Annotated in this window: 24 protein-coding genes and 1 pseudogene; 12 read left to right on the top strand and 13 right to left on the bottom strand. The window is 72.8% G+C overall.

Annotated elements, in window-relative coordinates:
• Positions 1-177 precede the first annotated feature (177 nt).
• Positions 178-1,440 carry an MFS transporter gene (locus tag ACOBQU_RS29535; RefSeq protein ID WP_423634800.1) on the top strand — a complete coding sequence of 421 codons (1,263 nt, stop codon included), beginning with the start codon at positions 178-180 and terminating at the stop codon, positions 1,438-1,440.
• Between the two features lie 18 nt (positions 1,441-1,458).
• Here the strand turns inward: ACOBQU_RS29535 and ACOBQU_RS29530 are convergent, their stop codons facing one another.
• The 6 genes and pseudogenes from ACOBQU_RS29530 to ACOBQU_RS29505 all read right to left on the bottom strand — a co-directional run bounded on the left by ACOBQU_RS29530 (position 1,459) and on the right by ACOBQU_RS29505 (position 10,112).
• The gene (locus ACOBQU_RS29530; protein WP_423631159.1) at positions 1,459-2,559 is read right to left on the bottom strand and encodes a calcium:proton antiporter; all 1,101 of its coding nucleotides are present in this window, start codon (positions 2,557-2,559) and stop codon (positions 1,459-1,461) included.
• Positions 2,560-2,751: 192 nt separating this feature from the next.
• On the bottom strand, positions 2,752-3,759 hold the full coding sequence (locus ACOBQU_RS29525) for a TerC family protein (protein WP_423631157.1): 1,008 nt from the start codon (positions 3,757-3,759) through the stop codon (positions 2,752-2,754).
• Positions 3,760-4,055: 296 nt separating this feature from the next.
• Positions 4,056-6,100, bottom strand: a pseudogene (locus ACOBQU_RS29520) (TerD family protein).
• Positions 6,101-6,239: 139 nt separating this feature from the next.
• Positions 6,240-6,818 (bottom strand): TerD family protein, encoded by a 579-nt coding sequence (locus tag ACOBQU_RS29515; RefSeq protein ID WP_423631155.1) that lies wholly within the window; start codon positions 6,816-6,818, stop codon positions 6,240-6,242.
• A gap of 146 nt (positions 6,819-6,964) precedes the next feature.
• Positions 6,965-9,115 carry an excinuclease ABC subunit UvrB gene (uvrB, locus tag ACOBQU_RS29510; RefSeq protein ID WP_423631153.1) on the bottom strand — a complete coding sequence of 717 codons (2,151 nt, stop codon included), beginning with the start codon at positions 9,113-9,115 and terminating at the stop codon, positions 6,965-6,967.
• Positions 9,116-9,299: 184 nt separating this feature from the next.
• Entirely contained in the window at positions 9,300-10,112 is an 813-nt protein-coding gene (locus ACOBQU_RS29505; RefSeq protein ID WP_423631151.1) for an MHYT domain-containing protein, read from the bottom strand.
• Positions 10,113-10,386: 274 nt separating this feature from the next.
• On the opposite strand from ACOBQU_RS29505, the gene ACOBQU_RS29500 reads away from it, so the two are divergent.
• On the top strand, positions 10,387-11,289 hold the full coding sequence (locus ACOBQU_RS29500) for a glycerophosphodiester phosphodiesterase (protein WP_423631150.1): 903 nt from the start codon (positions 10,387-10,389) through the stop codon (positions 11,287-11,289).
• 72 nt (positions 11,290-11,361) lie between these two features.
• On the top strand, positions 11,362-11,967 hold the full coding sequence (locus tag ACOBQU_RS29495) for a methylated-DNA--[protein]-cysteine S-methyltransferase (RefSeq protein ID WP_423634798.1): 606 nt from the start codon (positions 11,362-11,364) through the stop codon (positions 11,965-11,967).
• Positions 11,968-12,126: 159 nt separating this feature from the next.
• On the opposite strand, the gene ACOBQU_RS29490 is transcribed toward ACOBQU_RS29495, so the two are convergent.
• On the bottom strand, positions 12,127-12,495 hold the full coding sequence (locus tag ACOBQU_RS29490) for a cupin domain-containing protein (RefSeq protein WP_423631148.1): 369 nt from the start codon (positions 12,493-12,495) through the stop codon (positions 12,127-12,129).
• Between the two features lie 153 nt (positions 12,496-12,648).
• Here ACOBQU_RS29490 and ACOBQU_RS29485 point away from each other — a divergent pair, with 153 nt between their 5' ends.
• The 3 genes from ACOBQU_RS29485 to corA all read left to right on the top strand — a co-directional run bounded on the left by ACOBQU_RS29485 (position 12,649) and on the right by corA (position 15,985).
• Positions 12,649-13,554 carry a pseudouridine-5'-phosphate glycosidase gene (locus ACOBQU_RS29485; RefSeq protein WP_423631146.1) on the top strand — a complete coding sequence of 302 codons (906 nt, stop codon included), beginning with the start codon at positions 12,649-12,651 and terminating at the stop codon, positions 13,552-13,554.
• The gene (locus ACOBQU_RS29480) at positions 13,539-14,612 is read left to right on the top strand and encodes a carbohydrate kinase family protein (RefSeq protein ID WP_423631144.1); all 1,074 of its coding nucleotides are present in this window, start codon (positions 13,539-13,541) and stop codon (positions 14,610-14,612) included. Before ACOBQU_RS29485 ends, ACOBQU_RS29480 begins: the two co-directional genes overlap by 16 nt.
• A gap of 218 nt (positions 14,613-14,830) precedes the next feature.
• Complete coding sequence (gene corA / locus ACOBQU_RS29475) at positions 14,831-15,985, top strand: magnesium/cobalt transporter CorA (RefSeq protein WP_423631142.1); 1,155 nt, start codon at positions 14,831-14,833, stop codon at positions 15,983-15,985.
• A gap of 176 nt (positions 15,986-16,161) precedes the next feature.
• Here corA and ACOBQU_RS29470 read toward each other — a convergent pair whose 3' ends face one another.
• Positions 16,162-16,581, bottom strand: a complete 420-nt coding sequence (locus ACOBQU_RS29470; protein ID WP_423631140.1) for a CBS domain-containing protein — start codon at positions 16,579-16,581, stop codon at positions 16,162-16,164.
• A gap of 209 nt (positions 16,582-16,790) precedes the next feature.
• Entirely contained in the window at positions 16,791-17,423 is a 633-nt protein-coding gene (locus ACOBQU_RS29465) for a uridine kinase (protein ID WP_423631138.1), read from the bottom strand.
• A gap of 76 nt (positions 17,424-17,499) precedes the next feature.
• Between ACOBQU_RS29465 and ACOBQU_RS29460 the strand changes: the two genes are divergently transcribed.
• The 3 genes from ACOBQU_RS29460 to ACOBQU_RS29450 all read left to right on the top strand — a co-directional run bounded on the left by ACOBQU_RS29460 (position 17,500) and on the right by ACOBQU_RS29450 (position 20,548).
• Complete coding sequence (locus ACOBQU_RS29460) at positions 17,500-18,234, top strand: DUF2293 domain-containing protein (protein ID WP_423631136.1); 735 nt, start codon at positions 17,500-17,502, stop codon at positions 18,232-18,234.
• A gap of 179 nt (positions 18,235-18,413) precedes the next feature.
• Positions 18,414-18,893, top strand: coding sequence for a DUF1772 domain-containing protein (locus tag ACOBQU_RS29455; protein ID WP_423631134.1), 480 nt, complete (start codon positions 18,414-18,416; stop codon positions 18,891-18,893).
• Between the two features lie 170 nt (positions 18,894-19,063).
• Positions 19,064-20,548, top strand: coding sequence for a glutamate synthase subunit beta (locus ACOBQU_RS29450; RefSeq protein WP_423631133.1), 1,485 nt, complete (start codon positions 19,064-19,066; stop codon positions 20,546-20,548).
• A 353-nt stretch (positions 20,549-20,901) separates the two neighbouring features.
• Here ACOBQU_RS29450 and ACOBQU_RS29445 read toward each other — a convergent pair whose 3' ends face one another.
• Together ACOBQU_RS29445 and ACOBQU_RS29440 are read right to left on the bottom strand one after the other, a co-directional pair.
• Positions 20,902-21,117 (bottom strand): DUF397 domain-containing protein, encoded by a 216-nt coding sequence (locus ACOBQU_RS29445; protein ID WP_384797535.1) that lies wholly within the window; start codon positions 21,115-21,117, stop codon positions 20,902-20,904.
• A gap of 102 nt (positions 21,118-21,219) precedes the next feature.
• Entirely contained in the window at positions 21,220-22,080 is an 861-nt protein-coding gene (locus ACOBQU_RS29440) for a helix-turn-helix domain-containing protein (protein WP_423631131.1), read from the bottom strand.
• 188 nt (positions 22,081-22,268) lie between these two features.
• On the opposite strand from ACOBQU_RS29440, the gene ACOBQU_RS29435 reads away from it, so the two are divergent.
• The 3 genes from ACOBQU_RS29435 to ACOBQU_RS29425 all read left to right on the top strand — a co-directional run bounded on the left by ACOBQU_RS29435 (position 22,269) and on the right by ACOBQU_RS29425 (position 24,638).
• Entirely contained in the window at positions 22,269-22,898 is a 630-nt protein-coding gene (locus tag ACOBQU_RS29435; protein ID WP_423631129.1) for an ATP-binding protein, read from the top strand.
• Between the two features lie 228 nt (positions 22,899-23,126).
• Entirely contained in the window at positions 23,127-23,450 is a 324-nt protein-coding gene (locus tag ACOBQU_RS29430; protein ID WP_423634796.1) for a hypothetical protein, read from the top strand.
• A gap of 321 nt (positions 23,451-23,771) precedes the next feature.
• Positions 23,772-24,638, top strand: coding sequence for a siderophore-interacting protein (locus ACOBQU_RS29425; RefSeq protein ID WP_423631127.1), 867 nt, complete (start codon positions 23,772-23,774; stop codon positions 24,636-24,638).
• A 208-nt stretch (positions 24,639-24,846) separates the two neighbouring features.
• Here ACOBQU_RS29425 and ACOBQU_RS29420 read toward each other — a convergent pair whose 3' ends face one another.
• Together ACOBQU_RS29420 and ACOBQU_RS29415 are read right to left on the bottom strand one after the other, a co-directional pair.
• Positions 24,847-25,038, bottom strand: coding sequence for a hypothetical protein (locus tag ACOBQU_RS29420; protein ID WP_423631125.1), 192 nt, complete (start codon positions 25,036-25,038; stop codon positions 24,847-24,849).
• Between the two features lie 205 nt (positions 25,039-25,243).
• Positions 25,244-25,951, bottom strand: a complete 708-nt coding sequence (locus ACOBQU_RS29415; RefSeq protein ID WP_423631124.1) for a DUF899 domain-containing protein — start codon at positions 25,949-25,951, stop codon at positions 25,244-25,246.

The following is a 25,951-nucleotide window of genomic DNA, read 5'->3' as shown; positions in this document are numbered from 1 at the left end:
TGAAGTGGCCCGCGGCGGGCGCGGGCGGAGGGGCGGGCGCGTGCAGGGGCACGTCCGTGGCGTGGCGAGACGCGTGCGAACTCCCGTGCGCCCCCGTAACCGCCTGAGACACCGGGTAGTTGACGCACTGTGCACGTTCATCACTCTGCGTCAAACACCCAGGCCAGTCCCCCGTCGCTGCCCCGCCTCGCCGCCGCGTCGCTCGCCGGGACCGCCATCGAGTTCTATGACTTCTTCCTCTACGGCACGGCGGCGGCCCTGGTGCTCGGTCCGCTGTTCTTCCCGACGTTCTCGCCGCTCGCGGGGACGCTCGCCGCGTTCGCGACCTTCGGAGTGGGCTTCGTCGCCCGCCCCCTGGGGTCGGTGATCTTCGGGCACGTCGGGGACCGGCACGGGCGGCGGCCGGTCCTGGTGGTGTCGCTGCTGATGACCGGCCTCGCCACTGTCGCCGTCGGCTGCGTGCCCTCGTACGACGCGATCGGCGTCGCCGCTCCCCTGCTGCTGCTCGTCCTGCGGTTCGTGCAGGGCGTCGGGCTCGGCGGCGAGTGGGGCGGGGCGGTGCTGCTGACGGCCGAGCACGCGCCCGCCGAGCGGCGCGCCCTGTGGGCGAGCTTCCCCCAGGTGGGCCCGCCGGTCGGGTTCCTGCTGGCCAACGGCGCCATGCTGACGCTTTCGGTGACGCTCACCGACGCGCAGTTCGCGTCCTGGGGGTGGCGGGTCCCCTTCTGGGGCGCGGGCCTGCTCGCGGCTGCGGGGCTGGTGCTGCGCTCCTCGCTCGCGGAGAGCCCGGACTTCCTCGGCGTGCGGGAGCACGCGCGCGTGCCGCTCGCGGAGGTGGCGCGCGGGCACTGGCGGCTCGTCCTGCTGACGGCGGGCGCGCTCGCCGTCGGGTACGCGGTGTTCTACGCGGTCACGACCTGGTCGCTCGCCTACGGAGTGGAGCGGCTCGGGGTGAGCCGCACGGTGCTGCTGGCGTGCGTCATGGGGGCCGTCGTCGCCATGGGGGCGCTGACTCCGGTGGCGGCGCACCTCGGGGACCGGTACGGGCGGCGCCCGCTGTGCCTGTTCGGCTGCGCGGCGACCGCCCTGTGGATGTTCCCGATGGTAGGGCTGCTGGCGACGGGTGAGCCGCTGCTGATGTTCCTCGGCTTCCTGGTGGCGCTGCTGGCGTTCGTCACGATGTTCGCGGTGGTCGCCGCCTATCTGCCGGAGCTGTACGAGCCGCGTGTGCGGTGCACGGGGGCGGCGGTCGGCTACAACCTCGCCGGGGTGCTCGGCGGCGCCCTGACGCCCCTTGTGGCGACGGCCGCGGCGCGCGGGGAGGGCACTCCGTGGGGCGTGGCCGCGTATCTGACGGCGGTGGCGGTGCTGAGCCTCGGGTGCTTCGCGCTGCTTCCGGAGACACGGCCCGCCCGGCAGGCGGTGCCGGTCACCGGGTGACGGGCACCGCCCGGGGGCTCACGGGTTCATGGCCAGTTCCAGGTAGGCCGCGAAGAGCACGAGGTGGACGCCGCCTTGGAGCAGCGTCGCCCGGCCTGGTACGACCGTGAGGGTGCTGACGCCGACCGTGAGCAGGAGCAGCACCATGTGGGTCGAGCTGAGGCCGAGCACGAGCGGCCCGGAGAGCCACACGGACGCGATGGCGACGGCCGGGATGGTCAGGCCGATGCTGGCCATCGCCGAGCCGAGGGCGAGGTTCAGGCTGGTCTGCACCCGGTCGCGGCGGGCGGCGCGCACGGCCGCGATGGTCTCGGGCAGCAGCACGAGCAGCGCGATGATCACGCCGACGACGGCGTGCGGCATGCCCGCGGACTCCACGCCCGACTCGATGGTAGGCGACACGCCCTTGGCGAGGCCGACGACGCCGATCAGGGCGAGGCCGAGGAGGCCGAGGCTGATCAGGGCGGTGCGCGACGAGGGGATCTCGGCGTGGTCGTCGGTGTCGAGGACCTCGCCCTCCTTGGTGACCGGCAGGAAGTAGTCGCGGTGCCGCACGGTCTGCGTCGCCACGAACAGGCCATACAGCACGAGCGAGGCCAGCGCGGCGAAGGTGAGCTGCGAGCTGGAGAACTCCGGGCCCGGCTTGGACGTCGTGAACGTCGGCAGGACCAGGCTCAGCGTGGCCAGGGTGGCGACCGTCGCGAGGGCCGCACCGGTGCCCTCGGGGTTGAAGACGGCGACGCGGTGCCGCAGAGCGGCGGTGAGCAGGCACAGGCCGACGATGCCGTTGCAGGTGATCATCACGGCGGCGAAGACGGTGTCGCGCGCCAGGGTGGAGCTCTTGTCGCCGCCGTCGGCCATGAGGGTGACGATCAGGGCCACCTCGATGATGGTGACCGCGACGGCGAGGACGAGGGAGCCGAAGGGTTCGCCGACGCGGTGCGCGATCACCTCCGCGTGGTGGACCGCCGCGAGCACGGCCCCGGCGAGCACGAGCGTCACGAGGGCGACGACGGCGCCGGGCAGGTCCCTGCCCCAGGTGAAGGCGAGGAGTACGACTCCGAGCACGGGTACGGCCGCCGTCCACCGTGAGGTGAGAGCCCGGAGTCTGAAGGTCATGTCTTCGATGCTGCCCCGTGCGCGGGAGGGCCGCGAGTTCATACGTTCCTCTCTATGCGGGAGCGGTGCACAGTCGACGACTGTGCACCGCTCCTGTTCGTTCTTCTGACGGGCGCCCGTCCCCTACGGAGAGGGCGCCTTCGAACTCCGTCTCCACGGAGTGGGCGAACTCCGTCTCTACGGAGTGCGCGGTTACGCCTCGACGCTGTCCTTCGACGCCTCGCCCTTACCGGTCACCGCGTCGGCCGCCTCGCGCTCCGCCTGCTTCTTGGAGGCGACGAGGCTGGTGATCGTGGTGATGATCAGGACGCCGCAGATGACGCCCAGGGAGACCGGGATGGAGATCTCGGGGACGTGCACCCCGTTCTCGTGCAGGGCGTGCAGGACGAGCTTCACGCCGATGAAGCCGAGGATCACCGACAGGCCGTAGCTCAGGTGGACCAGCTTCTTCAGCAGGCCGCCGATGAGGAAGTACAGCTGCCGCAGACCCATCAGGGCGAAGGCGTTGGCGGTGAAGACGATGTACGGGTCCTGGGTGAGGCCGAAGATCGCCGGGATGGAGTCCATGGCGAACAGCACGTCGGTGGTGCCGATGGCGAGCATGACGACCATCAGGGGCGTCATGATGCGCTTGCCGTTCTTCTGGATGAACAGCTTCGTGCCCTCGTACCGGTCCGAGACGCCGAACTTCTTCTCGATGGACTTCAGGAGGCGGTTCTCCTCCCAGTCCTCTTCCTCCTCGTCGGCGCGCGCCTCCTGGATGAGCTTCCAGGCGGTGTAGATCAGGAAGGCGCCGAAGAGGTAGAAGACCCAGGAGAAGCTGGAGATGATCGCGGCGCCCGCGGCGATGAACACGGCCCGCAGGACCAGCGCGATCAGCACGCCGAACAGCAGCACCCGCTGCTGGAGGTGGGAGGGCACCGAGAACTTCGCCATGATCAGGATGAAGACGAAGAGGTTGTCGACGCTCAGCGACTTCTCGGTGATGAAGCCCGCGAAGAACTCGCCGGACGCCTGGGTCTCGCCCGCGATCAGCAGGCCGATGCCGAAGAGCACGGCCAGCACGATCCAGACGATGGTCCAGATTCCGGCTTCCTTGATCGACACCTCATGGGGCTTGCGCCCGATGAAGAAGTCGACAGCGATCAGGGCACACAGACCGAGAACGGTCAGCACCCACAGGGTCATCGAAACGTCCACTGCGCCTCCGGCGTCGTACGGCTACTGATCAGCGTCGTCGCTGCCGGAGGTCTCTTCCACCCGGGCGCCTGCCGTGCGCCGCGGGCCGACGCCCCGGGACCGATGGCGGTCCGTATTGACGGGCACGTCGCGTACGGGAGTACTCCCTCCGCACCACGAAGAGTACGCGAAAGACCAAGCTTTGGTAAAGGGTGCGGCAAACGAGCGCCAAGTGGCCAGGTCAGGCGGGTGTGAGGTCACTTAGTCGACTTGACGGAATCCGTGCCTCGGCGCGGGCCGCGCCGTCGTCGGGTGGCTCAGCGGCTTCCCGTGCGCCGGGCCCTGCCCACGCGGTCGAGGACGTGCCGCAGGACCTGGCTGTGCGGCGGGGGCAGCGGCGGCTCGTACGTCCACGCGTGCCCCACCCAGGGGTCGGCGAGGTGATCGTCGGGCACCGGTGTCAGGCGCATCAGCGCGCGCCACAGCGGGTCGAGCAGCGGACCGTACTCCGCGGCGTCCTCGCGGTCGGCGACCATCATCAGGTGGACGCCGACCGCCGGGCCCTCGTCCGCCAGGTAGCGGAGCTGGGTGACGGCGCGGTCGTCGAAGCCGTGCGGGAAGTCGTTGACCAGCAGGAGTTGCTCGCCCGTGTCCAGGTCCTGGGGCAGCGACTCGGCGACGCCGCCGCGGACCGCCATCTGCACCAGGTCCACGCGCTGCGTGAGCTTGGTGAGGACCGCCGACACCCCGGCGGCTCCGGAGGCGGGCGGCTCGTCCAGGGCTCCGGCGGCGAGCAGCGGCGCGAGCGCGCCCGAGCCGGTGCCCGCGGGGTCGATGACGTGCACCGTGAACCCGCCCGGCGGGTACACGGCGAGCAGCCGCGCCGCGTGGGCGACGGCGCTGTCCAGGGCGAGGCGGCGCACCTGGTCGGCGTCGGCGAGCGAGTCCGCGCCGGAGCGGCCGCAGTCGATCCACAGGCCGCGCTCCAGGGGCAGCCGGACCAGCATGGGGATGCGCAGGTCGGGGCGCTCGGGCAGGTGCAGCCCGCCGAGGCGCAGGGCCATCGGGATCTCCATGGGCACCTGGTACGCCTGCCAGACGGGGCTCGACCAGTCGGCGAACGCCGGGGGCAGCGCGGGCTCGACGACCTCGACCTCGGCGGCGAGCTGGGCCAGGTCCCGGTCGAGGGCGGCCCTGGCCTGGTCGACGAGGTCGCCGTGGCGGGCGCGCGCGGTCTCGCGCGCGGCGTCACCGGCGCCGCCGATGCGGCTGCGCGGGTCGGACAGGACCTTGTCGAGCTCCCGCTCCATGCGCGCGTCGGCGAAGTCGACGGCGCTGCGGTACGCCGCCGTCGAACGGGCCAGGTCCTCGAACATGCCCCACACCTGGTTGTACAGACGCTCCTCCATGGACCAGCCGGTGGCGTCGCCCGCGACGGGCTGGGCGGGCTGGCCGGGGGGCGCGGGGGCCGGGGTGGGCGGGGGCGGCGGCGGTGCGGTGGCCTGGCGGCGCGGGTGGGTGTAGTTGATGGGGCCGCCGTCGGGCTGGCGGGGCGGGGCGGCGCCGTCGCCGGGGCCCGGCGGGGTGGACGGCGGTGCGGCCGGGTCGCCGGGTCCCGCGGGCGGCGACGGCTGGCCGGGGGCGGCGCCCTGGCCGGGCTGCTGGCCCTGCGTGGGCGTCTGGCCGGGGGTCAGCGGGCCCGGAGCGGCGGGGGCGGGCGGCTGCTGGCCCGGCGCCGTGTGCCCCTGCGCGGCGGCGCGCACCCGGGTCTCGTCCGTGGGGCGGGGCGGCGGGGCGGCCACGGAGCGGGCGAGGCCCTGGGCCACCGCCTCGTTGATGGCGCCCGCCAGCTCCTGCGCCTGGGGCAGCCCCTGGTCGGCGAACAGGTCGGCGAGGCCGCCCGCGTAGCCCTGGCCGACGGCGCGGACCTTCCAGGCGTCGCCCCTGCGGTAGAGCTCCAGGGCGACGACGGCCGACTCGGCGGTGAGGTCCGTGATCGTGTAGCTGACGATCTCCATGCCGTCGGGCGCGGCGACGGCGACGAAGGGCGCGGCGACGGCGGCGAAGCTGACCGGGCCGCCGACGCCCACGGGCAGTGCGAGGAGCACGTTGACCTGGTGGGCGTCGTCCGGCAGCGCCTGGAGGTCGACGGCCAGGCGGTGGTCGGCGGCTGCCTGCCGGGACACCTCCAGGCCCGGGAGGGTGGGAGTGCCGGGATGCGCGACCCAGGACGTGCCGCGCACCACGCGCTGCGCGTCGCAGAGCGTGGCCCCGACGACGACCGGCTTGCCAGCCGACACCCTGATGTCGAGGCGGGTGTCGGCGAGGGGGTGGTTCTGCCCCTGACCAGCTCGGCCGTCATCGTTCGCTCCCCCTTGCGGCCCGTCACCGGGCCCTCGTACGTACTGCCGTGCGTGCGTACCGCCGTGCGTGGCCGTCGTCGGTGACGGCCGGGTGGACCGGTGGACCGGTGGCCTGAACGGGTCCGGGCCGGTCGGGTCCTACAGGTGCGGCAGGATCGCGGGCATCAGGTCCTGGAAGGTGCGGCCGTTGGCCGGGTTGCCCAGGGCCGTCATCTGCCAGCCGGGGCCCGCGCGGTGGACCTTGGCCATGATCTGGGCGGTGTACTGGCCGCCGCCGTCGAGGGTGTAGCGCGCCAGCTCCTGGCCGTTGGTCTCGTCGACCAGGCGGCAGAACGCGTTCTGCACCTCCTGGAAGGTCTGTCCGGTGAACGAGTTCACCGTGAACACGATCTGGTCGATGTGGACCGGGACGCGCTGGAGGTCGACGAGGATCGCCTCGTCGTCGCCGCCCTGACCGGCGCCGCCGACCAGGTTGTCCCCGGTGTGCCGCACAGAGCCGTCGTCGCTGACGAGGTGGCGGAAGAACACCACGTCGACCGGCTGCTTGTCGGCGAACAGGACGGCCGACGCGTCCAGGTCGACCTCGCGGGTCCGGGTGCCGAACAGGCCGCGGCGCGGAGCGGCCTGCCAGCCGAGACCCATGCGCACCGCGGTCAGGGCGCCCCCGTCGTTCTTCTGCAGGCTGATGGCCTGGCCCTTGGTCATGTTGACCGTCACGCGCTGTCCCCTTCTCGAACCGCTCTGGGCAACCGCCGTCGTTGACGGTTGCCCATCACCCTATGCAGCGGTGTCCACCGCGCCGCACCCCGTACCGCGATTTGTGTCGGTCTTGCAACACACCGCGACGCCGCCCCCGTTCTGGGCTATGCCAGCCCCGCCTCCTTCATCTGCCGGAGCTCCTTCTTCATCTCCGACACCTCGTCGCGCAGCCGCGCGGCGATCTCGAACTGGAGGTCGGCGGCGGCGGCCCGCATGCGCTCGGTCATCTCCTCGATCTGCTCGGCGAGTTCGGCGGCGGGCCGGTCCGTGGGCGCGGTCTGGCCCTTCGCGGCCTTCTTGGCGGCCTTCGCTCCCTTGGCGGGTGCGGTGCCCGCCGAGCCGAGCGAGGGCACCGGGGCCTTGGCTCCCTTGCCGTCCTTCGACTTGCGGTAGTTGCTGCCGAGGAGCTCTTCGGTGTCGACCTCCTCGCGGGCGATCGCGGACACGATGTCGTTGATCTTCTTGCGGAGCGGCTGGGGGTCGATGCCGTTCGCCTTGTTGTACGCGATCTGCTTCTCGCGGCGGCGGTTGGTCTCCTCGATGGCCTTCTCCATCGCCGGAGTGATCTTGTCCGCGTACATATGGACCTGGCCCGACACGTTGCGCGCGGCGCGGCCGATGGTCTGGATCAGGGAGGTGCCCGAGCGCAGGAAGCCCTCCTTGTCCGCGTCGAGGATCGACACCAGGGAGACCTCGGGCAGGTCGAGGCCCTCACGCAGGAGGTTGATGCCGACCAGGACGTCGTACTCGCCCGCGCGCAGCTCGCGCAGCAGCTCGACGCGGCGCAGGGTGTCGACGTCGCTGTGCAGGTAGCGGACCTGGATGCCGAGCTCCAGGAAGTAGTCCGTGAGGTCTTCGGCCATCTTCTTGGTGAGCGTGGTGACGAGCACCCGCTCGTCCTTCTCGGCGCGCTTGCGGATCTCGTGCACCAGGTCGTCGATCTGGCCCTCGGTGGGCTTGACGACGACCTCCGGGTCGACGAGGCCGGTGGGGCGGATGATCTGCTCCACGAAGCCGTCGGAGCGGGACAGCTCGTACTGCCCGGGGGTGGCCGACAGGTAGACGGTCTGGCCGATGCGCTCCAGGAACTCCTCCCACTTCAGCGGGCGGTTGTCGAGCGCGGAGGGGAGGCGGAAGCCGTGGTCGACGAGGGTGCGCTTGCGGGAGGCGTCGCCCTCGTACATCGCGCCGATCTGCGGGACCGTGACGTGCGACTCGTCGAGGACGAGGAGGAAGTCGTCCGGGAAGTAGTCGAGGAGGGTGTGCGGCGGGGTGCCGGGGTCGCGGCCGTCGAAGTGCATCGAGTAGTTCTCCACGCCGGAGCAGGAGCCGATCTGGCGGAGCATCTCCAGGTCGTAGGTGGTGCGCATGCGCAGGCGCTGGGCCTCCAGCATCTTGCCCTGCTTCTCCAGCTCCGCGAGGCGCTCGGCCAGCTCCTTCTCGATGCCGTTGATCGCCTTCTCCATGCGCTCCGGGCCCGCCACGTAGTGGGAGGCCGGGAAGACGTAGAGGTGGTCGTCGTCGCTGATGACCTCGCCGGTGAGCGGGTGGAGCGTGGAGAGGGCCTCGATCTCGTCGCCGAACATCTCGATGCGCACGGCCAGCTCTTCGTAGACCGGGAAGATCTCGATGGTGTCGCCGCGGACGCGGAAGGTGCCGCGCGTGAAGGCGAGGTCGTTGCGCGTGTACTGGATGTCGACGAAGCGGCGCAGGAGCTGGTCGCGGTCGATCTCGTCGCCGACCTTCAGGGGGACCATGCGGTCCACGTACTCCTGGGGCGTGCCGAGGCCGTAGATGCAGGAGACGGAGGCGACCACGACGACGTCGCGGCGGGTGAGCAGCGAGTTCGTCGCGGAGTGGCGCAGGCGCTCGACCTCCTCGTTGATCGAGGAGTCCTTCTCGATGTACGTGTCCGACTGCGGGACGTAGGCCTCGGGCTGGTAGTAGTCGTAGTACGAGACGAAGTATTCCACCGCGTTGTTGGGCAGCAGCTCGCGGAACTCGTTCGCCAGCTGGGCGGCCAGGGTCTTGTTCGGCGCCATCACCAGGGTGGGGCGCTGGAGCTTCTCGATCATCCACGCGGTGGTGGCCGACTTGCCGGTGCCGGTGGCGCCGAGCAGGACGACGTCCTTCTCGCCCGCGCGGATGCGCTTCTCCAGGTCGGCGATGGCCGCCGGCTGGTCGCCGCTGGGCTGGTACGGACTGACGACCTCGAAAGGCGCCACCGTGCGTTCGATCTTCGATACGGGCCGCATGGAATCCACCGTACGACTCCCCACTGACAACGCGGTCCGCTCGCCGCTCGCGGGCCGGTCGGCGCACCGCTCACGGCCGGTCGCCCCTCACCGTGTCCGGGCTGGTCGGCTCACCATTTCTGGGGTGCGCGCGAGCCCGGACCGCGGCGGTTCCTGCGGCCCGGGCGCGGCGGCGTCCTGCGGCTCACGCGCCCGGCCAGGCGGTCGCCGGAGCGCGCCACGGCGTAGGACGGGGGCGCGGCCGGGCGGCGGCCCTGAGGTCGGCCTTGCCGAGCATCATCAGCGGATCGAAGATCACGATGACGCCGGAGAGCAGCAGGAAGGCGAGCGGCCCGATCATCAGGGGGGCGAGCAGCTCGGCGGACGAGGTGCCGGACGGGTCGCCGGGCGCGTCGTGCAGGTGGACGGTGACGGCGGCCATGCCGGTGTAGTGCATGCCGCTGACGGCGAGGCCCATGACGAGGCTGGCGCCGAGGCTCCACAGGAAGCCCCTGATCTGTCCGGCGGCCCACAGCGCGGCGATGGCGGCGACGACGGCGATCACCACGGAGGCGGCGACGGTGAGGGTGTTGTAGCGCAGCGTGCCGCCCAGGCGCATGCCCGCCATGCCCAGGTAGTGCATCGACGCGATGCCCAGGCCGGTGATCGTGCCCCCGGTGAACAGGGCGGTGCCCCGCGCGCCCCGGTAGCCGACGATGAAGATGCCGACGCCGACCATGGCGATGGCGACGGCGAGGCTCGCGAAGGTCGTCGCCTTGTCGTAGTGGATGGGCGTCTCCTGGACGGTGAAGCCCATCATGGCAATGAAGTGCATGGTCCAGATTCCGGACCCGATCGCGGCCGAGCCGAGGGCGAGCCAGCCCGGCCTCCAGGAGTGCGCGACCAGCAGTGACCTGGTGGTGCAGCGCAGCCCCAGCGCGCCGCCGAGACAGGCCATGAGGTAAGCGACGACCGGTGTGACGAGTCCGTAGCTGAAGCCGTCGACCGTGCCCTCCATGAGCGGTAGCCCTTCCGCCTGTCGTACCTGAATGTCCCGGACCACCCTGTCAGCGCCGGTCGACGGCCGGGTGACGGGGCGTCGGCTGAGGCGAGAGTAGGACTCCTCCAGGAACGTACGAACGATTTTCCGGCAAAGAAACACGGCTTCCGCGCGCGGGGTCCTCACATGAGGGGCCGGTGTTCAACCTGTGGCCATCCTGCACCTGTCTGCAGTTGGCCGTGAACTGTCATCTTTGTCCGGCCCCCCCTGAGCTCTGACGCGAGGAGAATCCGTGTACGCACGCGCTGCCGCAGCCACGACCGCCGCTCTCCTGGGAGCAGGCGCGCTCGTGCTCCCCTCCGCCACCGCCTCCGCGGACACCGCGGGCGCTCCGGAGAGCCGGGTCGCCGCCCGCCACGGCGAGCCGCTGGTCGTCGCCCACCGCGGCGCCTCCGCCTACGCTCCGGAGAACACCCTCGCCGCCATCGACAAGGCGGCCGAGCTGGGCTTCCGCTGGGTCGAGAACGACGTCCAGCGCACCAAGGACGGCGTGCTCGTGATCGTGCACGACGACAACCTGAAGCGGACCACCAACGTCGAGGAGGTCTTCCCCGACCGCGCCCCCTGGAAGGTGAAGGACTTCACCGCGGCGGAGATCGCGAAGCTGGACGCCGGGAGCTGGTTCAGCAAGAAGTACGCGGGCGCGCGCGTGCCGACGCTCACGCAGTACATGAACCGCCTCACGCGCAACCACCAGCGGCTCGTCCTGGAGCTCAAGAAGCCCGAGCTGTACCCGGGCATCGAGCGCGACACCCTGCGGGTGCTGCGCAAGACGGGCTGGCTCGACAGGCAGCACGTGAAGCACCGCCTGGTCATCCAGAGCTTCAACGCGGACAGCGTCCAGAAGGTGCACGCCCTGCGGCCCGACATCAAGACGGGCTTCCTCGGCACGCCCGCGGTCGCCGACCTGCCGAAGTACACGGAGTTCGCCGACCAGATCAACGCCACGCACACGTCGATCTCCGCCGACTACGTCTCCCGGATCCACGCGCTCAAGGGCGCGCACGGCAAGCCCCTGGAGATCTTCACGTGGACCGTCGACGAGGCGGAGGCCGCGCGGCGGGTCGCCGGATTCGGGGTGAACGGGATCATCACCAACAAGCCGGACGTGGTCCGCGAGGCCATCGACGACTGACCGGCGCCGCCGCCCGGCGGGCGCCGGGCGGCACTGTCAGTGCCCGGTCGTACGGTGGTGTCCATGAACGCCATGGGGCACCACGAGCAGGACCCGCGCCGAGCCGACGAGCCCGCGCGGCCCGGCCGGTCCGAGCAGTCCGAGCGGCCCACGCCGGTGTGGACCGTCATCGCCAGCGACATCGGCCCGCTGCTGCTGGTCGCGACCGGAACGGGCCTGGTCACGGTCGGCTTCCACGCCACGGACAGCGTGCGCGACAAGGTCCTCGACAAGCTCGGCGCCCGCCTCGGCGCCGAGCCGGTCGAGGCCCCCGGCTCCCCGCTGCTGGCCGAGCCCATACGCCAGCTCGGGGAGTACTTCGCGGGTGAGCGCCGCGACTTCGACCTGCCGCTCGACTGGTCGCTGATCTCCGGCTTCAACCGCCAGGTGCTGCGCGAGCTGGCGGCGGGCGTTCCGTACGGGGCGGTCGTGGGCTACGGGGACCTGGCCCGGCGCGTGGGCCAGCCCGGCGCGGCCCAGGCGGTGGGGCTCGCGATGGGCGCCAATCCCCTGCCGGTCGTGGTGCCGTGCCACCGGGTGGTGGAGAGCGACGGCGGCATCGGCGGCTTCGGCGGCGGCCTGGAGACCAAGCGGCAGCTGCTCGCGCTGGAGGGGGTGCTGCCCGCGCCGCTGTTCTGAGGGGGCGGGCCGCGTGCCCGGGGGCGGGTGGCCGGAGGCCGGGGCCGCCTCAGCGGGAGCGAGTGCGGTGCCCAGCGAGTGCGGCGCCCGCCGGTCGGGGCCACCCGACGCGGTGTCGGCCGTGGCCCCGGAGCACACGCGCTGAACCGTCCGTCGGCCCTACGCGCTGAGCGTGATGTGGTAGGCCTTGCGCAGCGTCTCGTGGACGGTCCACGTCGTGCGGTCGCCCTCGCGCAGGACTGCCGCGACACCCGGTCCCAGCTCCAGGACGTCACCGCCCTCGACCTCGACGGTGGCGCGCCCGCTGACGACCACGAACAGTTCGTTGGCCTCGGTGTCGGTCACCACGCCCGGCGTGATCTGCCAGATGCCGCGCACCTGCTTGCCGTCCGCCGACTCCCACAGCACCTTGCCCGTCACCACCGGGTCTCCGGAGACGATCTGCTCCGGGTCCAGCGGCTCCTCCTCAAGGTCGACGTCCGGAACGTGCACGGCAAAAGAGGCGGCGCTCTGATCATTCGTGGTCATGCCCGGTCACCTTAATGGGGACCCCCAGAGGCTTCCCCGACGGGTCCGCCGGGCCCGCGTACGGGTTTGCGCCCGCGCCCCGCCCGCCAGGGATGAACCCAGGAGGAGTGAACCGCAGGAGCGAGCGAGACCCGACGGACAGGAGGCAGGCCCGTGTTGGTGGTGTCCGACGACGTGCAGGCGGCGCTGGCGGAGCGGCGGCCCGTGGTGGCCCTGGAGTCCACGATCATCGCGCACGGGCTGCCGCGCCCGCGCAACCTGCGTGTGGCACTCGAACTCGAAGAAGCCGTACGGGACGAGGGCGCCGTTCCCGCGACGATCGCCGTGCTCGACGGCCGCCCCCACATCGGCCTGGGCAAGGAGCAGGTGGAGCGGATCGCCAGCGAGGACGGCGTCCGCAAACTGAGCCAGCGGGACCTGCCGCTGGCGATCGCCGCGGGCGCGAGCGGGGCGACGACGGTGTCGGCGACGGCGCTGCTCGCCGCCCGCGCGGGGCTGCGCGTGTTCGCGACGGGCGGCCTCGGCGGGGTGCACCGGGGCTGGACGGTGACCCAGGACGAGTCCGCCGACCTGGGGCTGCTCGCGCGGACGCGGATCACGGTCGTGTGCGCGGGCGTGAAGTCCGTCCTGGACGTGGCGGCGACACTGGAGCGCCTGGAGACGCTGGGCGTGGCGGTGGCCGGGTACGGGACGGACCGGTTCCCCGGGTTCTACCTCCGCGACTCCGGTCACCCCGTGGACTGGACACTGCGTACGCCGCACGAGGTGGCCGGGGTGATGCGCGCCCAGGACGCCCTGGCCGCGCCGCCGTCGGCCCTCGTCGTGGCGAACCCGGTGCCCCAGGACGAGCAGCTCGACCCCGCCCTGCACGCGCGCGTGCTCGACGAGGCACTACGGGAGTGCGATGCCCACGGTGTGTCCGGGCAGGCGGTGACGCCCTTCCTCCTCGACTATCTGATGCGGCACACCGACGGGGCGTCCCTGGAGGCGAACCTCGCGGCGATCCGCGGAAACGTGCGGCTCGCCGCGCGGATCGCGACCGCGTGGGCGCGGGGGTGAGGGGCGCGGCGGACGCCGGGGCCACGGTTCCGGACGGTCCCGGAGGCCTGCTGGTCGTCGGCGATGTGGTCACGGACATCGTCGCCCGGCACCGGACGCCGCTCGCACCCGGCACCGACACGGCCGCCGCGATCCGCACGGTGCCGGGCGGGGCGGGCGCCAACGTCGCCTGCTGGGCGGCCCACTGGGGCCACGCGGACGTGCGGTTCCTGGGGCGCGTGGGCGCCGACGCGGCGCAGTGGCACCGGGATTCGCTGCTGCGGTCCGCCGTACGCCCCCATCTGGTCGTCGACCCGGACGCCCCGACGGGCACGGTGATCAGCCTGGTCGACGCGGGCGGGCACGTCGAGACCGCGGGAGGGGACACGGACGGACACGAGGACGGCATCGAGCACCCGAGCGGCACCGGGCGTGACGGCGGCGGCGCGTGCGCGGCGGAGCGGACGTTCCTCACCGACAGCGGCGCCTCCCTGCGGCTCGCCGCCGCCGACTGGACGCCGTCGCTGCTCGACGGGGTGACGTGGCTGCACCTGTCCGGCTACTTGTTCTTCGCCGCGTCGAGCCGGGCCGCGGCCCGGGCGGCTCTGGAGGCGGCCCGGTCCCGGGGCGTGACGGTGAGCGTGGACCCGGCGTCCGCGGGCTTCCTCGTGCGGCACGGAGTGGACCGCTTCCTCGCGCAGGCGCGGGACGTCGACGTGCTGCTGCCGAGCCGGGACGAGGCGGAGCTGCTCACGGGCCTGCCGCGGGCCGCGGACGCGGCGGCCGCGCTGAGCCGCCGGTTCCCGGACGTGGTGGTCACGTTGGGGTCCGAGGGCGCGCTGGCCGCGCGGGGCGGTCAGGTGCGGGTCCGCGTGCCTGGGGTGCGGGCACGGGCCCGGGACTCCACGGGCGCGGGCGACGCGTTCAGCGGCGCGTTCATCGCGGCGCGCCTGGCGGGAGCGGGGGTGCGGGAGGCGGTGGCCGAGGGGTGCCGGGCCGGGGCGCGGGCGGTGGAACGGGTGGGGGCGCGGCCCGGCTTGGGGGCGGGGATACGAGGTGGGGGTGAGGGCGGTGGATGAATGTGCCGGACGCGAGATGCGACGGCGTGTGAGGACGGTTGATGAGGGCGGCGGATGAGGATGACAGGTGAAGGCGGCGGATGAGGCAACGGGCAGGGCGACGAAGGGGACGGCGAACCTGGGCGAATGAAGCGGAATCTTCCGTTTCCACAGGCCCCGCGCGATGTCGGATCGTGCTGGCAGACTTTCCCCATCAAGTCCAGTGCTAGGAGCGGCACATGTCGATGGCAGGCAACTTGCGGAAGGTCCGCGGCCTTCGCAGGGTCGGGAATCTGCGGAGCGTGCGCGGCTTGAGAAGGGTGGCGCGCCTGGGCAGGCGCACGCCCCGCGTCGACCTGAGCCACCCCGCGCGTTCCCCGCTGGGCTCGTCGGTGGTCAAGTGCGTGACGTACCGCAAGGGGGTGCGTCAGACCACGGCTCGCGACGGGGACCTCGTCGAGGCAGTGAGGCAGGTCCGCGAGGGCGACGAGGGCTTCGTGTGGCTGGGGCTCCACGAGCCGACGGAGCAGGAGTTCGTGGGCATCGCCGACCTCTTCGACCTGCATCCGCTGGCGGTCGAGGACGCGGTGCACGCCCACCAGCGCCCCAAGGTCGAGCGGTACGGCCAGACGCTGTTCGCCGTGTTCAAGACCGTGTGCTACGTGGACCACGCCGAGCTGACCGCGACCAGCGAGGTGGTGCACACGGGCGAGATCATGGTCTTCGTCGGCCGCGACTTCGTGATCACCGTGCGACACGGACGGCACGGCTCGCTCGGCCCCCTGCGCGAGGAGCTGGAGGCGACGCCGGACCAGCTCGCCCAGGGCCCCTCCGCCGTGCTGCACGCGATCGCGGACCAGGTCGTCGACGACTACCTCGCGGTCACGGAGTCCGTCCAGGAGGACGTCGACGAGGTCGAGTCCGAGGTGTTCGCGCCCACCGGGGCCCGCTCGGCGGACCCGGGCCGCATCTACCAGCTCAAGCGCGAACTGCTGGAGCTGAAGCGGGCGGTGGTGCCGCTCGGCCGCCCGCTCCAGATACTGGCCGCGAAGCCGACCCGCCTCGTCGCCCCGGAGATACAGGCGTACTTCCGCGACGTGGACGACCACCTCAAGCGCGTCACGGACCAGATAGCCGCCTTCGACGAACTGCTGAACTCCATCCTCCAGGCCCACCTGGCACGGGTCACGGTCGCCCAGAACGAGGACATGCGGAAGATCACCGCCTGGGCCGCCATCGTCGCCGTCCCGACGATGGTGTGCGGTATCTACGGCATGAACTTCGACCACATGCCCGAGCTGCGCTGGCAGTACGGCTACGCGCTGGTGATGGGGGTGATCGCCACGGCGTGCTTCACGCTCTACCGGGGCTTCCGGCGCAACGGATGGCTATGACGTGCCGGTCGGCAGAGCGTGATGGTGGCTGTGCCACGCCGGGTGGCCGTGCCGCGTTCGGCTGGCCGTGCCGCGCCGGGGCGCCGTGGAGCGGCAGGTGAGCCTGGCATGGCCGGGGGCCGTGGGGCGGCGGCGAGCCGTGGGGCGGCGCAGGGTTCGACCGCCCGCGCGGCGCGTCAGCTCTTGGCGTAGACGCTCTCGACCCAGCCCGCGAGTTGCTCGTCCGTGAGGTGCGTGGCGAGGTCGGCCTCGCTGATCATGCCGACGAGGCGCTTGTCCTGGATGACGGGCAGTCGGCGGATCTGGTGGGTCTGCATCTCCCGCAGCACGTCGTCGACGTCGGCGTCGGCCGCGATCCAGCGCGGGGTGCCCTGGGCCATGTCGCCCGCTGTCACCTGCGCCGGGTCGTGCCCCTTCGCGACGCAGCCGACCACGATGTCCCGGTCGGTGAGGATGCCGCACAGGCGCTCGTTCGCGTCGCTGATGGGCAGGGCGCCCACATCGAGGCGGGCCATGAGCTGGGCCGCGCGGTCCAGGGTCTCGTGGGCGGGAATCCACTGGGCACCGGCGTGCATGATGTCTCCGGCGGTGGTCATGGGGTACCTCCCAGGGCCGGACGGCCGGCGCGGCACAGGGGGTGCCGCGAGTCCCGGCCCTCCCATTCTCACCGCCCGGCCACCCGGCCGCACCCGCAGCCGCCACGGCTCCGGGCACGCGTCAGCCGCCGCATACCCACCGCCCGCGCCCACCGCCCGCGCCCACCGCCCGCGCCCACCCCGCTCCGCCCAGGTCCTCCCCGCCCGTGTCAGCCGCTCCACGCCGGGTGGCGGGGGTCGTCGGCCCGTACGACCACGTCGGCCGTGGTCGCGGGGGCGGACTCCGTCTCGTACCGGTCGAAGGCGGGCAGCGTCCACTGCTCGTCCGGGGCGGTACGCCGCCGCAGCGCGCCGGGAGACAGCCGTACGTGCACCGTCAGATCGAAGGGGAACCAGTGACCGAGGAGCAGTGGACCGTGAAGCAGCAGCAGGCCACCGGGAGGGAATTGGACGTAAGGGCTGCGCGTGGCGCGGTCGGAGACCGGGTCCCACAGGTCGGGCAGGACCCGGCCGGTGCCGCCCGGCTCCAGCGGCCCGAACACCTCCCGCCACAGGGCGCCGGTGTCGAACCAGCCGCCGTAGTAGGCCTCGACGTCCTTGTGGCCGTACTCGAAGCGCAGCGACGCGGGCTTGAGGAACCCCTGGGTGCCGACGACGACCGAGGGCCGCCCCCGCACCCGCAGGGCCTCGCCCACCCGCGCCGCGAGTTCCCCGGGCCGGGCGGCGGGGGCGCCGTCGAAGGCGACGCGCGGCCAGGGCCCGCCGTCGGCCGACCGCAGGTCGAGCAGGCGGTCGGCGAGGGTGTCCGTGAGCCGTTCCCAGGTGATCGCTTCGAGTCGCACGGGCCCATGATGCCGCCCGCGGGACAGGGGACCGCAAGCACGTACGAGACGCGGCCGCGCGGGGAATCAACCGTCCATGACCGCTGCCTCCGCTCCCGCCCCTCCCTCCGGCGCACCCCGCTCTTCGGGCCGCTCCGCTCTGGTGGTGGTCCAGCCGCTGAAGCGCAAGCGCTGCGCGGAGTGCCGGGCCGGGCCGCTGTCCCTGCTGGTCCGCGAGGACGGCGGGCCGCGCTGTCTGGACTGCGCGGACCTCGGCCACCTCGTGTACCTGCCGCGCGGCGACACGGCGCTGACCAGGCGGTCGCGGGAGGCCAGCGCGCTGTCCGCGGTGGTGGTCCGCTTCAACCGGCGCAGGAGCCGGTACGAGCGCCAGGGCGTCCTGGTCGAGGAGGCGGCGCTCGCGCGGGCCGAGGAGCTGTGTCTGGCGGACGCTCAGGCGAGGGCGCGGCGGCGGGCGCGGGACCGGGCGCGGCGGGCGGTGCTGGACGAGCTGTTCGCGGCGGCGTTCGCGCGGGAGATCCTGGTCCTGTTCCCCGGGTGCCCGCCCGAGCGGGCCCGGCGGATCGCCGCGCACGCGTCGCTGCGGGGCAGCGGGCGCGTGGGGCGCAGCGCGGCCGGGCGTGCCCTGTCGCCGCGGGCGGTGACGGCGGCCGTGATCGCGGCGGTGCGGCACGAGGACACGGAGTACGACGGCCTGTTGATGCGCGGGGTGCCCCGGGGCGAGGCCCGGCGGCGGATCGCGGGGGCGGTGGAGGAGACGGTGCGCGGGTGGCGGCCGTCGGGGACGGACGACGCCGCCACGGCCACGTGAGGCCACCGGCTCCGCCCCGGCACCGGGGGCCCTCCGCCGCCCCGAGCCATCCGCGTATGCCCGCGCGGGGCTGGCGCATGGTCGGTGGTGGCCCCGGGAGATTGACTTGTCGTAGACCAGCACGCCGCGCCGGAGGGCGGAGCCACCCGCCGCAGGCCGGACCCACTCAGGGAGTTGCCATGATCGAGGGACCCTATTTCGTGCTCGCCGTTCTCGGCGCGGTGGCCTGCGGCCTGGTCGCGGGGGTGTTCGTCGGCTTCTCCACCTTCGTGATGAAGGGGCTCGCCGCGCTGCCGTCGGCGCAGGGCGCGGCCGCGATGAACGCGATCAACGCCGCGGCGGTCACGCGGGGGTTCATGGCCGTGTTCATGGGGGCGACCGGGCTGTGCGCGGTGCTCGCCGTGGTGACGTTCGTGCTGTGGCCCGACGAGGGCACGGTGGAGTTGCTGCTCGGCAGCGCGCTGTATCTGTTCGGCTGCTTCGGCGTGACGGTCGCCGCGAACGTCCCGCGCAACGAAGCGCTGGCGACGGTGGACGCAGACTCGGAGCAGGGGGCGGAGTACTGGCGTACGTATGTGCGCGAGTGGACGATGTGGAACCACATACGCACGGCGGCGGCCACCGCGGCGACGTTCGCCTTCATCCTGGCGTTGACCTGACCCCGGCCGCCCTCCCGGCCCGGCCCTGGTGCGCTCGCCCGTCCTGGCCCCGGCTCGATCGCCGTCGCGGCGCGGGCCCCGCCCCGCCCGGTCGCGCGGATGCCGCTCCCACCTTCACGACGTACCGTGACACAAGGGGCGTCGGACGTCGCGTGTGCAGGGAGACGGCCATGGCCGACCCCAAGGGGTTCCTCAGGATCGCGCGCGAGGAGTGGCCGCGGCGGGCGGTCGGCGAGCGGGCCCGGGACTGGGGCGAGGTGTACGTGCCGGGTGTGCCGCTGCCCGTGATCGAGCGGCAGGCGGACCGGTGCATGGACTGCGGGGTGGCGTTCTGCCATGGGGCGTGTCCGCTGGGCAACCTCATCCCGGAGTGGAATGACCTGGTCTCGCGGTCCGACTGGGCGGCCGCGGCCGAGCGGCTGCACGCCACGAACAACTTCCCCGAGTTCACCGGGCAGTTGTGCCCCGCTCCCTGTGAGGCGGGCTGTGTCCTGGCCATCGACCGGCCCGCGGTGGCCATCAAGAACGTGGAGGCGGCCATCGCCGACCGCGCCTGGGCGGAGGGGCTCGCGCCGCCCAGGCCGCCGGACCGGCTGACGGGGAAGTCCGTCGGGATCGTCGGCTCGGGCCCGGCGGGGCTCGCGGCGGCACAGCAGTTGACGCGGGCCGGGCACACGGTCGTGGTGTACGAGCGGGACGACCGGCCGGGCGGGCTGCTGCGGTACGGGATTCCCGCGTTCAAGATGGCGAAGGGGCGGCTGGAGCGGCGGCTCGCGCAGATGCGGGCCGAGGGCACGGCGTTCCGTACGGCGACGGAGGTGGGCCGGGACGTGGAGGCGGGGGTGCTGCGGGCGCGGCATGACGCGCTGGTGCTGGCCGTGGGCGCCACGGCGTGGCGGGAACTTCCGGTGCCGAGCCGGGCGTTGGAGGGGGTGAGGCAGGCGATGGAGTACCTGCCGCTGGCGAACCGCGTCTGCGAGGGGGACCTGGACGCCTCGCCCCTGTCGGCGGCCGGTCGGCACGTGGTGATCGTGGGCGGCGGGGACACCGGAGCGGACTGCCTGGGCACGGCGGTGCGGGAGGGCGCCGCATCGGTGACGCAGGTGGACATCCGCCCGCTGCCGGGCGCGGAGCGGGACGAGGTGGCCGAGCCGTGGCCCGTCTACCCCCGGTTGCGTCGGGTGTCGCCCGCCCATGAGGAGGCCGGGGAGCTGGGGTTGGGGCAGGAGCCGGACGTGGACGCGCGGGTGTTCGCGGCGCGGACGGTGCGGTTCAGCGGGGATGAGGAGGGGAGGGTGCGGGCCGTCCACCTGGTGGGTGTGGACGCGCGGCGGCGGGCCGTGCCGGGCGTGGAGCGGGTGCTGCGCGCGGATCTAGTGCTGCTGGCGCTCGGGTTCCGGGGGCCGGAGACCGAGGGGGTGGTCAGGGAGCTGGGGGTGGCAGTCGGCGCGGACGGGACGGCCGTCCGGGACGACGGCTTCGCCTCAGGCGTGCCGGGGGTGTTCGTCGCCGGGGACGCGGGCCGGGGGCAGTCCCTGGTGGTGTGGGCGATCGCGGAGGGCCGCGCGGTGGCGGCGGCGGTGGACCGCTTCCTGATGGGGACGACGAGCCTCCCGGCTCCGGTGACCCCGGCGGACCGGCCCCTGGCGGCCTGAGCATGGCCTGAGCGCGCCCCGAGCACGCCCCGAGCACGGCCCGAGCCGTGACCGCTCACCCCCGCGCCCTGCCCCTTGGCGGCTTGGCGACGCGGACGGACGCCACACACGTCCGCCCCCGCCACGGATGCGCGGGGCACCAGCGCCCAGCGCCGGTGCCCCACACTCCTCACACTCAGGGAGGCCCCAAACGAAACTCCATGAACGGATACAGACAGGCATAGACACAGTCAGGCATAGCCAGATGTAGCCAGGCGTAGTCAGGTGCAGTCAGACCCAGGCAGATAAGGACGCAATTCACATACCGGCGAGGTCAACCACCGTGCACAATCAGCCAATTACCGGAAGTGACGTCAGGACAGGAGGAAGTCCGCCTCCCCCGCCTTCGCGCCCTGGATGAACGCCCTGATCTCACCGTCGGTGTAGATCAGCGCGGGTCCGTCCGGGTCGGACGACTGGCGGACGGCGACGCGGCCGTCGGCGAGCTTCATCGCCTCCAGGCAGTTGCCGCCGTTGCCGCCGCTCCACGGCTTGTGCCACCCCTCGGTGCCGAGGTCACGGGCTGGCATGCCGTTGTAGACCCGGGACGAGGTCCCCGGGGGCCGGGAATCGGCGCGGGTGTCGGGCCGGGACGCGGGGCCCGTGCCCGCACGGTGTCGACTACGGTCCATTCACAGCTCCTTGCGGACATCCCGGAGGATTTCCTTCGTGCGTTGTGCGGTGGCGGCCTGGGCCGCCATGCGGTCCATGACCTCCAGGTGCGTCGCCACCTCGGTGCGCGCGTCCAGGTAGACGGCGCCGGTCAGGTACTCGCTGTAGACCATGTCCGGCAGCTCCGCCATCGCGAAGCGGAAGAGCACGAACGGTCCGAACGTGCCCGGGTGCGGGCCCGCCGCGAACGGCGCGACCTGCAGCGTCACATACGGCAGCTCGACGGCCTCGATGAGCCGGTCGAGCTGCCCGCGCATCACCTCGGGGCCGCCGACGGGGCGGCGCAGGGCCGTCTCGTCCATCACCACCCACAGGCGCGGCGCGTCCTCACGGGTGAGCAGCGTCTGCCGTTCCATGCGCAGGGCGATGTACCGCTCGATGTCCTCGGGCCGGGTCTGGCCGATGGCACCGGAGAGCAGCACGCCACGCGCGTAGTCCTCGGTCTGGAGCAGGCCCGGCACGAAGTGCGGTTCGTACGACCGGATCAGGCTGGCGGCGCCCTCCAGGCTGACGTACATGCTGAACCAGTTCGGCAGAATGTCGTGAAACCGCTGCCACCAGCCCGGCTTGTTCGCCTCCTCGGCGAGCGCGACGAAGGCGTCGGCCTCGTCGTCGGCGACGCCGTACGCCTTCAGGAGCAGCTGAAGGTACGGGATCTTCAGCGCGACCTCGGCGGTCTCCATGCGGCGCACGGTCGCGGGGGCCACCCGCAGCACGCGCGCGGCCTCGTCGCGTTTCAGGCCCGCGCGTTCGCGCAGGTCCTGTAGGCGACGACCGAGAACGACCTGTCCGACGGTCGGCGCCGACCGCGGTTCGCTCACGTCCTACCTCCACCCACTACGCGTCACTTTCCGCTACGCCTTGCGCCACGCCGTGTTACCGCACGTCACGCCAGCACACGCCGCATGGTGAGGCGTTGCCAGAAGTGTGCCATGCGCCGTCCTGAAGGAACACGTCACTGTGCACTTTTCAGAGTGGCCCTTGCCAAGGTGTTCGCGCCGGGGCGATAGTGGAGAGCGTGACTCCGCCCGCATCGTTAGGAACTGAGGCCACCCGACCCCGACTTGGCGCGAGCGCCGGGCGGGCGGCGGATGGCGAGTCCAGCGTCACCTTCACCTTGGCCGCGCAGCCCGGTTCCGTCGCGCGCGCCCGGCAGTTGACGCGTGACCGGCTCGGTTCCCTCGCGGTCGGCGACGACGCCTGCGACACGGCGGCGCTCGTCGTATCGGAGCTGGTCACCAACGCCATCGTGCACACCGCAAGCCGGACCGTCGTCTGCGAGATCCGCACGGGAGCCGACACCGTGCGGATCGCGGTTCGCGACGAGGGCCGCGGATCGGGGGTTCCGCGCCCGGCCGGTTTGCGTGGGCCTGATGAGGAGCATGGGAGGGGGTTGCTTCTCGTGAGTGCCGTGAGCAGCGCATGGGGTGTCCAGGACTCCGGATCCGGCCTCGCGGTGTGGGCGGAGCTGCCCAGGACACCCGCGGCGTACGCCATCGACGCCGCGGGCGCCCTGGGCACGGAGTTCACCACGGACTTCGACACGGGCTTCGACACGGGCTTCGACACGGACTTCGACGCCGAGTACTCGGAGTGCGGGGAGTACGGCGACTACGGCAAGGACGTCACCGGCGGCTGAGAGCGGCCCGCCCGGCGATGTGAACCACGGCGTGACCCGTCGGCCGCGAGGCCGACGGATCGGGGATGCGAGTGCGACAGTGATGCGGTCGGGGGACATGTGAGCACGGGGACAGCGCGACCGTTTGACCTCGGCACCTTGGTACGGCTCTCGCGCGAGCGGGAGCGAGCGGTCGGACGGCGGGTCGTGAGTGTGCAGCCAGTGGCACGACTCGCCGTCCCCGCTGGAATGCGGCAGCCGCTCGGCTGTGACGCGGTCGCCCTGCCCGCAGAGTTCGGCCCGCGCCTCCTGAAGCGGCTGCCGCGCGCGGGGTGCGTGTTCGCGGACGGGCCGCACTGGTGGTGGATCGTGCCCGCCGAGTCCGACCTGGCCCTGGAGTGGCCCCCGCCGACGCTCTACGCGCCGGGCGCGGTGCTGCCGGACGCGACCGGCGATCCCGTCCTGGTGCACTGTCCCGCCGACCCGGAGCGGAGCCTGCCCTACACGCCCCCCATTCCCCTGTACGCGGCGTACCAGGCCCTGTGCCGCACGAGCCGGGCGGTGCACGCCTGACCCACGACGTACGGGACGGCACCGGAGCCCGTACGGAGGGCACCGCATCCTCACGGGCGTCGCACGGTTGACCGTGCGGCGCCTTTCGCGTTGCGCACCACCGCCCGCACGACGGCGACGCGCCCCCACCGCCCGCACAACGGCGACGCGCCCCCACCGCCCCCGCGACCCACGCCACTTAGGCAAGCCTTTCTATACGTGTAAGAATAAGTGCGTCCAGCTGCGCGCACGCGCGGTGGTCCCGCTCGTGATGCCCGGACCGTGCCGGACCGCGGGGGCGGCGAGGCCGGTTCGAGCGAGGAATGCGAGGAAGGCGACCCGATGACCAGCACCCCGGTGGCGGCCCCGCGCTTCGCCACGTATCTCGTCCCGCTGCTCCGAAGCTCCCCGGTGACGCCGCGGACGCTGCGCCTGACGGTGGGCGGGGAGCGGCTGCGCGGCTTCCGGGCGGGACGGGACGCCGACGAACGCGTCAAGCTGTTCTTCCCGCCGAGGGGCCTGCTCGTCCCGGCGCTGCCCGAGTTCGGCCCCGACGGCATGCGCTACCCGGACGGCGCCGTCGTCCCGCACGCCCGCACCTACACGGTGCGGGCCTTCGACCCCGAACTCCTGGAGCTGGACCTGGACTTCGTGCTCCACGGGGACGGGCGGGCCGCCGAGTGGGCGCGCGAGGCCCGGCCGGGCGACCTGCTCGGCATCGCGGGCCCCGCGGTCGGCGGGATGCCGTCGGCCGCGGCGGACGTCCATGTCATCGCCGGTGACGAGAGCGCGCTGCCCGCGATCGCGTCGATCCTGGAGCGGCTGCCCGCCACGGCCCGCGCCGAGGTGTTCGTCGAGGTCGTGGACGCCGCCGAGGAGCAGCCGCTGGCGATCGCGCCGGGCGCCCGGGTGTGCGTGCGCTGGCTGCACCGGGGCACCGGCCCGTGGGTCTCGCCGACGCCGCTGGAGCACGCGGTGCGCGAACTGCCGTGGCCCGAGGGCGTGGTGCACGCCTGGGTCGCGGGTGAGGCGGGCGTGGTGCGGGCGCTGCGCCGCCTGCTGCGGGACGAGCGGGGGCTGCCGCGCGAGGCGCTGCGCGCCACCGGCTACTGGCGGCTCGGCCGGACCGTCGAGGAGTGGATCGACGAGGAGGGGATCGGCGAGGAGGGGATCAGCGAGGAGGGCGACCCGCGCGCCGAGACCGACTGACCCCGGCCCGGACGCCCGAGGCCCAGCGGTCCGGCAGCCCGGCGCCCGCTACCACCGCCCCGCCAGCAGCCCACCGATCCGGCGCCCGCTTCCACCGCCCCCAGCCGGAACCCGCCGATCCGGCGCCCGCCACCTCCGCCCCGCCCGGAACCCGGCAGTCCGGAACCCGGCAGCCCGGCGCCCGCTACCCCCGCCCCGCCGCGTCGCCTCACACGGCCGCGCGCTCGGCCGCCCCCTCCGGTCCTCGTACGATCACCAGGAACGCGTCCGTCGTCAGGTCCATCACGACCTCCGCGCGCTGGCCCTCGCTGCGCCGGTCCCGCGCGAACTCCTCCGCGGGCCACGAGCCGCGCGGCCCGCCCGCCGGGAACCGCCCCAGCACCACTCGTTTGTTCGTCATGTTCTTCGATCCCCCGTGTGCGACTCGGTACGGAGCGACGGCTCCGTACCGAGGAGAACGCGCGGAGCGCGCCGGAGGATGCACAACGTGACCTAACGTGACCCAACTGACATCGACCGCGGGCCGGGTACCCGTGCGGAGGCGCCTCATCCGCCCACACGGCTGACCGGCCCGTGCCCCTGTCCGTACGGGCGGATCCGTACCGCTAGCCGTACACCTCGTGGTCCTCGTACTCGTCGTGGTACCGCAGCGGGCGGCCGCTCGCGGGGGCGCCGAACGCCGTGGCACGGCCCTTGGGTTCCTCCCAGTCCTCCTGGCGGCCGAGCGCGGTGAGGTCGAGCAGGCTGGTCGTGGAGCCGAGGCCGTCGAGGCCGCGGTCGAACGTCGAGTACGTGTGGAAGACGCGGTCGCCGTCGCGCAGGAAGCAGCTCAGGCCCGGCCGGTCGTGGAGGCGGCCCTCCTCGTCCTCGTACGACGCTTCGAAGTCGCGGTTGAACTCGGCGCCGCACGTCGAGAACCACGGCACGACCCACCCCATGCGCGCCTTGAACGGCAGGATGCGGGTGAACGGGGCGCGCGAGGCGGCGACGAACGTGGTGTCGCGGGCGCGCAGATGGGACAGGTGCCCGATCTGGTCGAGGAAGCCCGAGCAGCCGCGGCAGCCCGCGTCCCACTCGGGCGCGAACATGAAGTGGTAGACGACGAGCTGCGAGCGCCCCGCGAACAGGTCGAGCAGCGTCGCCTTGCCGTCGGCGCCGTCGAACACGTACTCCGTGTCGATCTCGACCATCGGGAGGCCGCGGCGCTCGGCGTTCAACGCGTCGCGCGCGCGGGTGGCCGCCTTCTCCTTGGCGAGCAGCTCCTCGCGCGCGGCCCGCCACTCCGCTCGCGTGACGATGTGCGGAAGTCCCAT

Source organism: Streptomyces sp. G45 (assembly GCF_049542095.1).
GTDB lineage: Bacteria > Actinomycetota > Actinomycetes > Streptomycetales > Streptomycetaceae > Streptomyces.
The sequence above is the reverse complement of the archived record's forward strand: the minus strand, read 5'-3'. Positions and strand labels throughout refer to the sequence as shown.